Source organism: uncultured Campylobacter sp. (assembly GCF_937997465.1).
Classification (GTDB): Bacteria; Campylobacterota; Campylobacteria; order Campylobacterales; family Campylobacteraceae; genus Campylobacter_A.
On record NZ_CALKTQ010000292.1, the window covers coordinates 1 to 13329 of the forward strand.

The window sequence follows — 13329 nt, forward strand, 5'->3', positions numbered from 1 at the left end:
TCAGCCGCACGAAACAGGTAAATAAAGAAGGATTTTTTCATAAATTCTTTAACGACGCAAAAAGCGACGAAAATGCTAAAAAATAAAAAAATTTTGCTCGCAGTTTGCGGCAGTATCGCGTTTTATAAAGCTTATGAAATTTTATCCGCGCTAAAAAAAGAGGGCGCGGACGTGCGGGTTATGCTTAGTGAAGGAGCGCTTAAATTTTGCTCTGAAGCGGGCTTTGAAGCGCTGTGCGAGCATAAAATTTTAACCTCGCGCACGGAGAGCTGGCAGGACGGACTAAACCACATCGCCTACGCCAAAACCGATCTCATCTTGATCGCACCTGCTAGCGTAAATACGATAAACAAGCTTGCAAGCGGCATTTGCGACAACGTATTTATGCAGACTCTGATCGCGAGCCCGGCTCCCTTACTCATCGCGCCCGCAGCCAACGATAAAATGCTAAACCACTTCTCTACGCGCAAAAATTTCGAGTTTTTAGCGGCAAACGGCGCGAGATTTATCGAGCCGTTAGAAAAAACCCTAGCCTGCGGCGATACGGGCAAAGGCGCACTGGCAGACGTTTCTACGATCATCTACGAAACCAAAAGGATGCTCGCTGAACCCAAATTTAAAGGGCAAAAAGTGATCGTCACGGGCGGCGCCACGAGCGAAAAGATCGATGACGTAAGAGCCGTGACGAATCTATCCAGCGGCAAGATGTCGCGGGCGCTTGCTGACGCATTTTACTACGCGGGTGCGGACGTGACGCTGATAGCCAGCTTTGAGACGACAAACGCGCCCTATAAAACGCTCAAATTTCAAAGCTCGGCGGAGCTAAAAGAGCTGCTGCACGCAAATTTGACGGACGCAAATTTACTCGCGATGGCTGCTGCGGTTAGCGATTACGTTCCAAAAACCAAATTTGAAGGCAAGCTAAAAAAGCAAAACTTAGGCGAAATTTGGACGCTAGAGCTAGCGCAAAACGGCGATGTTTTGGGCTCTTTGGCAGATTTTAAAAACGTAAAGAAAATCGGCTTTAAAATGGAAACGGACGGCGCAAACGCCATGCGAAACGCAAAAAATATGCTTGAGAAAAAGAGCCTCGACGCCGTTTGCCTAAACATGCTTGGCGGCGATATAAATTTCGGTTCGGATAGCACGCAAATCGCCTTTATAACGACCCGTGACGCGCAAAATATCGCGCTAACATCTAAAGATGACGCGGCGCGGCAAATCGTAAATTTAGCAAGCAAGCTATGATAAATCCCGTCTCACGAGTGCAAAAAATCGCAAGCGGCGGCGCGGGCACGGCTCTAAACGCGAGTCTGCCAATCAGCATCAAAGTCGCCGAAAAGACGGGCTACAATCGCTACAATCTCAAAATGGGCAACAAAATCCTGAGTACAAAAAGCATGAAAAGCCTCGACGTGGAGGGCGAATACTGGGGCGAGATCGCAAGCGGCACAGAAAATATCGTGATAAGAAATCTTTTTAAAAAGCCAAATTTAGCCTACGCCGCACCTGATGGGCTAGCGCTAATAGAAAGACTGATAAGCGAGCCCGATCTAAACTGGTTTTATGAATATATATTTAACGGTCTTAGTACGGCAGACTCGCGGGAATCGTTTGAAAATCTAGCTCAAATGATACTTGCGCTACAAAAAAATATCATTAATATTTCGTTTGTTTATAACGGCATAAAAGGCGTTTTTCAGATGAAATTTGATGGCGCTAAAACGAGTCAAATTTACCTTGTTTTTTCAAATTTTGCTCCGATTATTTTTACGCTAAAAGGCGCTCAAATAATCAGCGCGCAAACGCCGTTTGACAAGGTTGCCAGGCTATTGCGAGACGAGTTTAGCTGCGAAACACAAACGACTCAAAACATCGCCGCTTTCTTTGATCCAAGCGGCAAAATAATTGATTTTAAGGGCTAAAATGAACGAGCTAAATCACCTCGCTATCATCATGGACGGCAACGGCAGATGGGCCAAACGCCGCGGTTTGCTACGCACCAAAGGGCACGAAACTGGCGCAAACGTCGTGGAGCAGATGTGCGAGTTTTGTATCGACGAAGGCGTGGCGGTGCTGAGCCTTTATGCATTTAGCACCGAAAACTGGAAGCGCCCGAAGAGCGAAGTCGCGTTTTTGATGGAGCTTTTACATAAATTTTTGCTCTCAAAACGCGAGAGTTTTATCAAAAACGGTATCAAATTTAACGTCATAGGCGACGAAAACCCGCTAAGCGATAAGCTAAAAAACGAGATCGAGGAGATCAAAAACGCAACTGCACAAAACTCGCGGTTAAAGCTAAATTTAGCCCTAAACTACGGCGCAAAAGATGAAATTTTAAGAGCTTTTAGGAGATTTTGCGAAAAAAACGGCGGCGAATTTGACTCCGAAATACTAGCTTTAAATTTGAACGAAGATAGCTTGCAAAAGTGCCTCGATGAGCCCGCGCCCATCGACCTTCTCGTGCGCACCGGCGGCGAGCAGAGACTGTCAAATTTTATGCTTTGGCAGGCTTCATACGCCGAGTTTGCCTTTACGCCTACGCTTTGGCCCGATTTTACGCGCGAGGAGCTAGCCTTGATAACGGCAAAATTTAAGAAAAAAGATAGAAGGTTTGGCGGGCTTTAAAATTTGATGTTTTTGACTGCCGCTATCTTTTAAATTTACGTCGTTTTATTTGATTCGCTCGCTAAAAAAGTGCCTTTAAATTTGACAAATAAAAGCCTTGCCGCAAGGCCGTTTTGCATAAATTTTGAACCGAAATCTTTAAATTTAAAATCATTCAAGGCAATATTTCGCTAAAATCGCCTTTAAATTTCTGTTTTTATGCTTTTTGCGGCGCAAATAACGAGTCAAATTTTAGTTCAAATCAGCGCGGCAAATTTGCGCAAATATTGCCTAAAAACGTCGCCGCTAGCTCAAAACAATCGCAGCAGCCAAATGCATTATAAATTAAATTAGGAGAGTTATGATTTTTGCCGTTGTATTTTTTATTTTATTATTTTTTATCTTGGGCGCCGTAGTCGGCAGCTTTAGCAACGTCCTGATCTACCGCATACCGCGCGGCGAGAGCATAAATTTCCCCGCCTCGCACTGCCAAAGCTGCAAAACTCCGCTAAAACCGTATCATAACATCCCGATTTTTGCGTGGCTGTTTTTGCGCGGCAAATGCGCGTTTTGCGGCGAAAAAATCAGCTTTCAGTATCCGCTCGTAGAACTCGCTAGCGCCCTGCTTTGCGTGCTTGCGTATTGCGTTGAAACGCACGGACTAGAGCCTCTTGCGGACGATTTTTACGCCGCGATTTTTAAGGCGGCGATGCTTGGCGTCTGCTTTATCTTGCTGCTAGCGCTTAGTCTGATCGACTTTCGTTACAAGGCTGTTCCGGATTCTCTGCTTTTTGCCAGCGTCGCATTTTCGCTACTTTACGGTTTTAATCTACCCGCCTCTTTTGACTCTGATGAGCTTTTGCGCGCCTTTGATTCGTTTATAAACGCCGCGATTTTTATGTTTGCATTTTGGCTACTGCGCGCTGTCGTCAGCCTAGCTCTTAAGCGCGAAGCCATGGGCTCTGCGGATATTTTTATAGCGGGCGTTATGGGTGCGATACTAGGTATCAAGCTTGGCCTCATGGCGATCTATGTCTCGGCGCTACTGACGCTGCCAGCCTACGTCATCGTGCGAAAGCGCGGATACGAGCTGCCTTTCGTGCCGTTTTTGAGCCTTGCTACGCTTATAGTTTATGCGTTTAAGGAGCAGTTTATCTACATCTTAGGGCTGATTTATGGATAGGACGGCGCGTTATCTTTTCTCAAACTTCCTAAGTACGTTTGCATCGCTATTTGCGACGCTTTTTCTCATAATGTCGATCGTGTTTTTCATCCAGATAGCGCGTATCACATCATACATCGAGATTACGTTTATAGAGCTTTTTAAACTCTATATGTTTATGCTGCCTAGAGTGTTGCTTTTTACCGTACCTATCGCGTTTTTCGCATCGCTTGCGCTCATGTTTTTCAGACTTTCGCGCGAAAACGAGAGCATCGTGCTTTTTACGCTCGGATATTCACCAGTTAGGATCGCTAAATTTTTCCTCATCGTTAGCGGCGCGGTTTCGGCCTTTCTCATCGTCACCGCGATAGTGCTGATCCCTACGGCCGCAGAGCTAAACTCAAATTTCGTCTCGTACAAAAAAACCGTCGCCAAGCTAAATTTGAAAACAACCGAATTTGGGCAAAAATTTTCCGACTGGATGGTCTTCATCCAAAACGAAAAAAACGACGAAAACGGTACTCTTTACGAGGGCGTGACGCTTTATTCGCCAAAAGAAGGCGCGCACCGATTCGTCCTTGCTAAAAACGCTCGACTAACCAACAACAACGCCGTGCTTGAGTTTACGCTATCAGACGGCAAAATTTACGATATCAGAGACGCCTCGTGGCATAAAACAGACTTTGGCACGATGAAAATCAGCACCGTCCAAGAGGACAGCGTCGCGCAGACGAAGTCGTTTGTGCAGTATTGGCAGGCAATGAGCGAGGATAAAAAGCGCGCCAAAGACTTCGCAACCTACGTTCTCATCGCGCTTTTTCCGCTAGCTACGACGCTTTTTGCTTTGAGCCTTGGTATCGTAACCTACCGCTACGAAAAAGGTTTTGTGTATTTTGGGATATTTGGCGTGCTATTCGGGTATTTTACACTCATTATGCTCTTTAGCTCGCGCGTTTTTATCGCGATTGCGGCGATATTTTCGCTATTTTTCATTGCCTCGATTTTTAGCTTTAGGGCTAAAATTTTAAAAAGATACTAAGTGCGGCTTAAACTCGTTTTTAGCTACGATGGGTCGAAATTTCAAGGCTCGCAGACACAGCCGCACGAAAACGGCGTCGAGGACGCTCTGGGCGCTGCTCTAGCGCACGTGGGTATTTTTAGCAAGATAATCTCTAGCTCGCGCACAGACAAGGGCGTGCACGCAAACAACCAAGTAGCCTGCGTCGAGTGCGGCGAGCATTTTAAGGACTTTACGCGTCTAAAAGCTCTCATCAACCGCCACGCCCACCCGGCCGTTCACGTCAAATTTATAAGCCGCGTTAAAGACGACTTTCACCCGCGCTACTACGCTACGGCGCGCGCATATCGATACGTCATCAATCACGGCGAGTTTTCTCCTTTTTTATCGTCTTACGAGACTTTTTTACCAAAATTTGACCTAAATTTAGCAAACGAACTACTCGCGCTTTTTGTCGGAGAGCACGATTTTAGCGCGTTTATGAAGCTTGGCAGCGATATCAAAAGTCCAGTGCGGCGCATCTCAAAGGCTTTTTGTTACGCGCGCGGCGAGCGGTCGATCATCGTTTTTAAAGCAAACGGCTTTTTGCGCGCCCAGGTTCGCCTCATGGTCGCTAGCGTTTTAAAGGCGCTGGAGCTTGCAAAAAACGGTAAATTTAGACAAACGCAGGCACAGGAGTTTAAATTTGAGTGCCCAGAGGCGGCAAATTTGAGAGCAAATTTAAACAAAAACAGCCACGATAATATCCTGACGAAAAGCCACGAAGGCGCAAATTTAACCGCCGAACATGCGGTTTGCGTCGCCTCAAAATTTGACGCTAAAAACTCAAATTTAAACGAAGTCGCAAACAACTGCCGAGATACAAATTTCCTCAAAGCAAAAGAGCTTTTACACCAGGCTATCTACGAGCAAAAGCCGCTCACGCGCATCCCCGCGCCGCCAAACGGCCTTTATCTAAACCGAGTGTTTTACGAATGATAAATCCAAAAATAAAAGAAGCCATCGACGCCGTAACGCAAAAGCAAAATGAGTGTAAAAAAATAGTCAAAAAATACGCTACATTTATGACTATAACGACATTTGTCACACCAATACTAATTTTTATTATTATGGAGCGACGCTTTGAAATATTCTTTCTTTTATTTGCAGTCATCCCAATATACGTCACGCCGAGGATTCCAAAAGTAGAAAAAACGCTGGAAGAGTATAGAAGCTTCTACAAAAATGTTTTTGTTAGCACGGTAATTGCCGATATAGATAGCAATTTTACATACGAGCCTCAAAAAGGCATCAGCGCAAACGAATTTTATAAAAGCGGAATATATAGGCGCGTAAATTTTTACGGCGAAGACCAAATAAGCGGTACTTATGCTAATGTCAAATTTCAATTAAGCGAGGCTATAAAAGTAGAAAAAACATATGACTCAAACGGCTCAAAAAACCCTTATCTGGCGCTTTTGAGAGTAAGCAAAGTCATATACGACGAATATATGGACTTTAACGGTACAGTACTAGTCTGCGAGTTTTATAAAAATTTCAAAGGACAAACGATACTAGCCGATAAGAAGGTGCTAAATACGAAAATATCTGGCGAAAAAGAGGTACTTGATGATACGGAGTTTAACAACGAATTTCGCGTATTTACCGACGACAAAATAGAAGCGCGCTATCTTTTAAGCCCCGGTTTTATGCAACGCCTACGCGAGGTTAAGCAGGGTTTTGACAGTGCCGTATCGCTAAGCGCGGCGTTTATGGACAATAAATTCTATCTCTTTTTAAACGGTGCAAAAAACCGTTTTGAAAGTTCACTATTAGACCCGCCGCTAAGCCTTTCTGATGCACAGGCCATAAAAGACGAAGTCTTGCGGCTATTACGCGTCATAGACGAGTTAAATTTAAGCCTTGACGTTTATAAATAATTTTGCTTCGGCAGTAAATTTCGCCAACGACGAGCTTAAAATTTGACCGTAAATTCAGTCGGAAATTTAAATATAGATTTTAGCTAAACGCGCAAAAACTTTGTAATGCCGTGCAAAGCGGGTCACTCGCAAAGGACGCCTATTCTCAAATTTAATGACGCTAATCTAAAAATAAATACAGCCAGCATTTACAAAATATCCCTCTGCCCTTTTGCGTTCATCGGGCTTAGCACGCCCATTTGCTCCATCTGTTCGATGATCGTAGCGGCGCGGTTGTAGCCGATTTTTAGGCGTCTTTGGAGGTAGCTGATCGAGGTTTTTTGCTCGCTTAGCACGATCTCTTTAGCCTCTTCATACAGCTCGTCTAGCTCGCTAGCTACGGCGCCGGAGCCTGTGCCCGCACCGCCGCTAGCGCCCTCCTCAGCTAAAAATCTCTCGTCGTAGACCACTTCTTGCTGCGCTTTTAGGAAATTTACTATCGTGTCGATCTCTTTTTCACTAGCAAACGGCGCGTGCAGCCTGATGACGCCCGGGCTTCCAGGAGGCGTAAACAGCATATCGCCGCGTCCTAGCAAGCTCTCAGCGCCCATTTGATCTAGGATTACCTTACTATCGATGCGCTGGCCGACGCGGTAGCTGATACGGCTAGGCAAATTTGCCTTTATGAGCCCCGTCACGACGTCTACGCTCGGGCGCTGGGTGGCTACGATGAGATGTATGCCGCTGGCCCTAGCCATCTGTGCCAGACGCCCGATGTATAGCTCCACATCCTTGCCGCTAGTCATCATGAGATCAGCCAGCTCATCGATGATCACGACGATGTACGGGAACTGCTCGCCGCCCTCCTCTTTCATCTTTTCGTTGTAGCTTTCGATATTTTTGGTGCGCGTGTGGCTCATGATCTTGTAGCGGCGCTCCATCTCGGCGACCATGTTTGATAGTGCGGTTATGGCCTGCTTAGCCTGCGTGATGACGGGCGTGAGTAGGTGTGGGATGTCGTTATAGATACTAAACTCGAGCATTTTTGGATCTATCATCATCAGGCGCAGCGTCTGCGGGCTGTTGCGATATAGCAGACTTAGTAACATCGCATTTATGCCTACGCTCTTGCCGGATCCCGTCGTGCCCGCGATTAGTAGGTGAGGCAGCTTTTTTAGATCGGTGATAAAAGGCGCGCCGACGATATCCTTGCCTAGCGCGATGGTTAGCGGACTGCTCGAGTTTTTAAAAACTTCGCTATCTAAAATTTCTTTTAGATAGATCGTTTCGATATTTTGATTCGGCACCTCGATGCCTACGACGTCTTTGCCCGGTATCGGCGCCTGGATGCGTATAGTCTGAGCGCGCAGAGCCATCGCGAGGTCGTCTTGCAGGGTTAAAATTTTACTCACCTTGATGTGCGGCGCCTGACGAAACTCAAACGTCGTGACGATCGGACCCGTATAGGTGCGCACGACGTCGCCGTCTATTTTAAATTTGCGCAGTTTATCGAGCAGATCGGAGATCTTTTGATCGATTTCGACTTCGTTTACGCTGTTTGAGCGCCTCGGCGGATCGGCTAAAAATTTAAGCGGCGGCAGCGCGAAATCCTTAGGTTTTTCAACCTTGCCTTTTTCCATTTGTTCGAGCAGTTTTTTATTTTCGGCGACTTCGTTTAAAATTTCGACGCCGTTTATAGTAGTGCTTTTTTCTTCTAAATTTGACTCGCTTTCATCCTGCGCATCGTCTTCGTCGTCCGGCTCGTCTTCATCCTCTAGCTTTTCGCCGTTTTCCTCGCTCAAATTTGACTCGCTTTGAGCTTTAGGCTTTTTGATTTGTCTAGGTTTTTTTTGCGATTTTTGCTTAATCTCGGCTGGGTTTTCAAATTTATCTTCATTGGCGCTAGGTTCTACAAAAGCCTTTTTTAGGATAGCTATGATGTTATCTTGCGCGATGAGACCAAAACTCAAAACAAAAAGCATCAAGATAAATACCCACATGCCTATCACGCCGGCGACGTCTTTTAGCGCATCATTTATGCTGTTTGCGACCAGTCCGCCGTAGCTAGCGTCCGCGCCTGATTGAAACATCAAAAACGCTAAAAACAGCAGCGTCGCTCCGAGCGCCGTCTGGACAAATTCGGCGTTAAAGCCGTTAAAATATTTGTAAATATAATACGCGAAAAATATAAAAACAAAAGGGTAAACGTAAGCTATAAAGCCGAAAAGTTTGAAGTTCCAAAGTCCTATCGCGTTGCCAAAACTACCGACGAAATTTGCCGCAGGCGCGATAGTGGCGATCCCGAAAAATATCAAAAAACAAACGACTACGACTAAAACCGATTCTCTTAAAATGGCGCGTCCTTTTAAATTTAGTAAATTTAAATTTGCGAGAGCGCGAAATTTGGGCCAAATTTATCAAAATTTGACTCCATTTTCGCTCCGCCCGCTTTGATAACGAAACTTTAATAAAACGGTAGATTATAGCGAGTTTTTACATATAGTTTAATAACGAAAGCTGGTTTATCTTAGCCACGGACTGCAGCATCGCCTGATACGACATCATTTTTTGCATGAGATTCATATAGGTTTCGCCGTAGTCGGCGTTTGTGATATCGGCCTTGACGGTTTTTACGTTTACCTCCATGACGCTAGCCTGCGTGTTGGTCTGTATTAGGGTATTTGTTTGATTTCCAACTTTAGTGCGGATTTTGTTTACGTGATCGGCGATATGATCTAACCTCTCGATCGCGCCTTGGATACCGGAGTTGCGCGGATGCTCGCTCTCACTATCGGCGCGGTATTGACCGCTTCTTACAGCCTCTATCATCCTATCCAGGTCATCAAAAATATCCACGCTCGGGCTATCTATCTCGATACCATTGTTTGCGGAAAAGCTCCATAGTGAACCGTCTCCTTGCGTGGTTGCAGGCGTCGTGCCGGTGCTATCTCCGTAAAACTGATCGGAATTTACCTCGTCATAAATTCCGACTTTTATCGGAGTTACGGCGTTTTGCTTGTCGGTTACTTTTATGCGGCCGCGGTGATCCATATTTGCCTCTACGCTACCTTGCGATTTTGCTATAGCTTGCTTGTAGGCGACATAATCAGCCTGGGCACTACCGCCGACGCCCGCAGGAACATTGTCACTAGCTACCATACCGATGATGTCGTTTAGCTGCCTAAAAGTCATATTTTTTGACTGCGTTTCTCTACCCTCGGTGGTCGGCGGGTTTGTGGTGTCGTTGTAAAAACTATCCCAAACCTCGGTCGTATATGTGGTGCCGTCAGGCCTTGTTATGCTTACCTGAGCATTGCCTGATGTTGCAGGCGGTACGGCGCTACCGAAAATCACGTCCACTTTATAATCTCCGCCGCTTTTAGATTTGATCTGCATTTTTAAGGCTTGGTCGTTTATATCATATTTGTCTCTTTCGCCAGGATATAGCTCTTTTGAGCCCACGACTTGGCTTAGAGTAGTGTTATCGTCGGCAAATTTACCGCTACCACGCTCTACTTGCGATACAGTGCCTATTAGGTTTCTGCCCTCTTGTTTAAAGTTTATCTTGTCATAGTCGTAGGCATTTGTAACGGCGCCGTCTAAGTCTTCGTATTTGCTCTTAACGAATTCAGTGATTTCATAGTCGTCTGGGTTTGCCTGCACCATGGCTTCGAGCGGATTTGCGCCGCTAGTTAGGCTATCTACAGTGTCAAACGCACTAGATGCTCCTGCTATACCGCCCGCTAGAGCATCTGCATTTGCCACTTTTTTCGTCGCCGCTATCATGTGAAAATCAATAACCTGATTGCCCTTGCTTAGGTCTTTTACGTTGATTTGACCCTGGTTATTTATCGTTACTTCGACGACTTTATTAGTAGGAGTGTTGCCGTATTCGGTGCCGATTTTTTCTAACAGGTCGTTTATCGAAGCGTCCGAAGTCATCTTAAATTTACTCGTAAAGCTAGTGCCGTTTGGCTTTTTACCCTGCAAAAAAAACGTCGTATCCTGAAACTGCCTAACGCCGGTGCCGGTAAAATCCTGATTGGTTAGAGTTTTTTCGTCTTTTACGTATTTAAAGCCGATTAGATCGCGCATTTTGTGTTCGCTATCGATATAAACGGTCTTGTTTCTGTCGTCCAAATTTTGAGCTTTTAGCATAGTGTTGGAGGTGACTTTTTTATTATAATCGCCATCCTTGCCCAAAAATAGCTCATGGCCGTTTTGGTTGTAGGTCAAATTTACCTGAGCTCCGCCTACAGCTTTCATAGTTTGCGCATTGCCGAAATATTCATTCGTATCGCCGTTTATAGGTTTTGTATTTATCGCGCTTCCAGAAAATAAAAACTGCCCGTTGATCGAGGTGTTTGCGATGTTTACTAGGTGATTTTTGATGCCCTGAAGGTCGTTTGCGATAGCTTCCCGCGATGTTTGCGAGTGGATTTCGTTAGCACCCTGAACTAATTTTGTTTTAAAAGTTTCAAGCTGCTGCTTAAATTCACCCAAAGCCTTATCTGTATTTTTTGAAAAGTGTTGCGCCTTTGACGTCGCCGTTTGCACCTGCTCAAGCGTCGCAACCTCGTAATCAAGCCTCATGCCGTCGTTATAGACGCTACTATCCTCAAAAGAATTTTGGATTTTTAGACCGCTTGAAATTTGCGTATTTAGCTTGTAAAGCGCTTTCATATTGGTCTGATAGTCGTAGTTATTCGTAAATTTCATCAGCTGATTTGTCATTCTCATCGCATTTTTCCTTAAATTTAATTGAGCTCTTGCAAGCAAATAAAGTTCCACTCGTTATATCGTCAAATTTCAAAATTTATTTAGTTTTAGATATGATTTTGCCAAATTTAAGGAGAACAAATGAAAGTACTCTTTTCGCCGAGCGAAGCAAAAACCGCCGTAAGTCCAAATAAATTTATAGATAAAAACGCCTTTATTTTTCCAAATTTATATGAAAAACGGTATGAAATTTTAAAAATTTACGATGATTTTTTGCAAACGGCTACCGTTGAAAAAATCTCAAAACTTTTCGGCATTAAAAATTTGACCGATGAGCCGAGTTTGCGAGAAAGCCTTTTTAAAAAAGGCGCGGTAAAAGCAATCCTGCGATATGACGGAGTAGCCTACAAACACCTTGATTACCGCAACCTTGATAGCGCGGCACAGGAGTTTATAGATAAAAATACGTTGATTTTTTCAAATTTATTCGGTCCTGTGACGGCAGCGGATGCACTGCCTGAATACAAACTAAAGCAAGGCGAGCGGATAGACGGGTTAAATTTGGAGGAATTTTATAGGCAAAATTTTAGCAACGAGATAGATGAGTGGCTGGGGGATGACGATATTTTAGACCTTAGAGCCGAGTTTTACGAGAAATTTTACCGCATACAAAAACCATTTGCGACCTTTAAATTTCTAAAAAACGGTAAAGTCGTCAGTCACTATGCCAAAGCATACCGCGGGATAGTTTTGAGGCAAGTAGCGCAAAACGGGGTAAAAAACTTTAGCGAACTTTGCAAAACCGATATAGAAAATTTGCGCCTTATAGACATCAAAAAAACTGGACTAAAAAGCGAGTTTTTGGTGCAAATAGTCTAAAATTCGAGCTTTTTAGTCAAATTCGCGCAAAAATCGTTAAATTTTCGGCTAAAAACTATTGTATTTTTTATAAAAACGTTGTAAAATGCCCGCATATCACTTCTTATTAAGGATGGTTCTATGAAAAAAGCTGATTTTATTCAAGCTGTTGCCGACAAGGCCGGTCTTTCTAAAAAAGATTCTCTAAAGGTAGTTGATGCCGCACTAGAGACTATCGAAGAGGTTCTTAAAAACGGCGATAGCATTAGCTTTATAGGCTTTGGTACATTCGCTACTGCCGAAAGAGCCGCTAGAAAAGCAAGAGTGCCTGGAACCACTAAAGTTATCGATGTTCCTGCTAGCAAAGCGGTTAAATTTAAAGTAGGCAAAAAATTAAAAGAAGCAGTAGTAGCAGGCGCAGGCAAAAAAGGCAAAAAGAAATAATCACCCTTTCATGAAAGCTCAAGATTGGGCTTTCATGTTTTTTAATCTCTTTTTTATATCTTTCAAGGTAAAATCTCACTTCTTTAATTAGCCCGAGTGGTGAAACTGGTAGACGCGCCAGACTCAAAATCTGGTAAGGGCAACCTTGTGTCGGTTCGAGTCCGACCTCGGGCACCATATAAACTTACAAATATCCAAAAATACACTATTCTCGACATATATAATGTTTAAAAAGTAAAATAGAATATTCCAAACCAACTACCAGCTGGTAAAGTGTAATTTTTGTGCTTTTAGTAAAGCATAACACATATGCTATTTTGTTTTAACTACCGTAAAACCATTTTATGTATGTTTTGATTGTCGCCAAAATTGTTTACACAACTCTAGGTCTATTCCAAAGGTCATAGTTGTATTTTTTGTCATCCCGCTACGCTCCTTTTAACTTCGCGGACGAGTGAAGCCCGCCCTTGTGACGAGGGATTTCGTCCCCTCGACCCATCTAAAGCACACGTCGGCGCGTCGGCCTACGCGTATAGTGCAGTTTTTAATCATTTTTCAGCCTTTTTTATCTTTATATTATTAAAATTGAGATGCAAATTTATACAACGGAGACGCTCAAATGA

The 13329-nt window shown here is 44.2% G+C and carries 11 protein-coding genes and 1 tRNA gene; 10 read left to right on the forward strand and 2 right to left on the reverse strand.

What is annotated here, in order from left to right; all coding sequences use genetic code 11:
• The first annotated feature begins 72 nt into the window (after nt 1-72).
• The 7 genes from coaBC to Q0546_RS09845 all read left to right on the forward strand — a co-directional run bounded on the left by coaBC (nt 73) and on the right by Q0546_RS09845 (nt 6706).
• Nucleotides 73-1248: a bifunctional phosphopantothenoylcysteine decarboxylase/phosphopantothenate--cysteine ligase CoaBC gene (gene coaBC, locus Q0546_RS09815; protein WP_298792615.1), complete on the forward strand. Its 1176-nt coding sequence runs from the start codon at nt 73-75 to the stop codon at nt 1246-1248.
• Complete coding sequence (locus Q0546_RS09820) at nt 1245-1925, forward strand: hypothetical protein (RefSeq protein WP_298792617.1); 681 nt, start codon at nt 1245-1247, stop codon at nt 1923-1925. The genes coaBC and Q0546_RS09820 overlap by 4 nt, the downstream gene beginning before the upstream one ends.
• A gap of 1 nt (nt 1926) precedes the next feature.
• Nucleotides 1927-2628 carry a polyprenyl diphosphate synthase gene (gene uppS, locus Q0546_RS09825; protein ID WP_298792619.1) on the forward strand — a complete coding sequence of 234 codons (702 nt, stop codon included), beginning with the start codon at nt 1927-1929 and terminating at the stop codon, nt 2626-2628.
• A gap of 340 nt (nt 2629-2968) precedes the next feature.
• Entirely contained in the window at nt 2969-3790 is an 822-nt protein-coding gene (locus tag Q0546_RS09830; protein WP_298792621.1) for an A24 family peptidase, read from the forward strand.
• Nucleotides 3783-4808, forward strand: a complete 1026-nt coding sequence (locus Q0546_RS09835) for an LptF/LptG family permease (RefSeq protein ID WP_298792623.1) — start codon at nt 3783-3785, stop codon at nt 4806-4808. Before Q0546_RS09830 ends, Q0546_RS09835 begins: the two co-directional genes overlap by 8 nt.
• Complete coding sequence (truA, locus tag Q0546_RS09840) at nt 4809-5765, forward strand: tRNA pseudouridine(38-40) synthase TruA (RefSeq protein ID WP_298792625.1); 957 nt, start codon at nt 4809-4811, stop codon at nt 5763-5765. It begins immediately after the preceding gene.
• A complete protein-coding gene (locus Q0546_RS09845; protein ID WP_298792627.1) occupies nt 5762-6706 on the forward strand; it encodes a DUF3137 domain-containing protein in 945 nt (314 codons plus the stop codon). The genes truA and Q0546_RS09845 overlap by 4 nt, the downstream gene beginning before the upstream one ends.
• A gap of 188 nt (nt 6707-6894) precedes the next feature.
• Here Q0546_RS09845 and Q0546_RS09850 read toward each other — a convergent pair whose 3' ends face one another.
• Together Q0546_RS09850 and Q0546_RS09855 are read right to left on the reverse strand one after the other, a co-directional pair.
• Nucleotides 6895-9000, reverse strand: a complete 2106-nt coding sequence (locus Q0546_RS09850; RefSeq protein ID WP_298792630.1) for a DNA translocase FtsK — start codon at nt 8998-9000, stop codon at nt 6895-6897.
• A gap of 178 nt (nt 9001-9178) precedes the next feature.
• On the reverse strand, nt 9179-11425 hold the full coding sequence (locus tag Q0546_RS09855) for a flagellin (protein WP_298792632.1): 2247 nt from the start codon (nt 11423-11425) through the stop codon (nt 9179-9181).
• 120 nt (nt 11426-11545) lie between these two features.
• Between Q0546_RS09855 and Q0546_RS09860 the strand changes: the two genes are divergently transcribed.
• From Q0546_RS09860 to Q0546_RS09870, 3 genes are all read left to right on the forward strand, one after another.
• Complete coding sequence (locus tag Q0546_RS09860; RefSeq protein WP_298792634.1) at nt 11546-12283, forward strand: YaaA family protein; 738 nt, start codon at nt 11546-11548, stop codon at nt 12281-12283.
• Between the two features lie 120 nt (nt 12284-12403).
• Nucleotides 12404-12706, forward strand: coding sequence for an HU family DNA-binding protein (locus Q0546_RS09865; protein WP_002948071.1), 303 nt, complete (start codon nt 12404-12406; stop codon nt 12704-12706).
• Nucleotides 12707-12796: 90 nt separating this feature from the next.
• A tRNA-Leu gene (locus Q0546_RS09870) sits at nt 12797-12883 on the forward strand.
• Nucleotides 12884-13329: the final 446 nt, after the last annotated feature.

Bases quoted from the DNA above. Each gene is read 5' to 3' on its own strand.
- coaBC (WP_298792615.1), top strand. From the start codon at position 73: ATGCTAAAAAATAAAAAAATTTTGCTCGCAGTTTGCGGCAGTATCGCG.
- Q0546_RS09820 (WP_298792617.1), top strand. From the start codon at position 1,245: ATGATAAATCCCGTCTCACGAGTGCAAAAAATCGCAAGCGGCGGCGCG.
- uppS (WP_298792619.1), top strand. From the start codon at position 1,927: ATGAACGAGCTAAATCACCTCGCTATCATCATGGACGGCAACGGCAGA.
- Q0546_RS09830 (WP_298792621.1), top strand. From the start codon at position 2,969: ATGATTTTTGCCGTTGTATTTTTTATTTTATTATTTTTTATCTTGGGC.
- Q0546_RS09835 (WP_298792623.1), top strand. From the start codon at position 3,783: ATGGATAGGACGGCGCGTTATCTTTTCTCAAACTTCCTAAGTACGTTT.
- Q0546_RS09845 (WP_298792627.1), top strand. From the start codon at position 5,762: ATGATAAATCCAAAAATAAAAGAAGCCATCGACGCCGTAACGCAAAAG.
- Q0546_RS09855 (WP_298792632.1), bottom strand. From the start codon at position 11,425: ATGAGAATGACAAATCAGCTGATGAAATTTACGAATAACTACGACTAT.
- Q0546_RS09860 (WP_298792634.1), top strand. From the start codon at position 11,546: ATGAAAGTACTCTTTTCGCCGAGCGAAGCAAAAACCGCCGTAAGTCCA.
- Q0546_RS09865 (WP_002948071.1), top strand. From the start codon at position 12,404: ATGAAAAAAGCTGATTTTATTCAAGCTGTTGCCGACAAGGCCGGTCTT.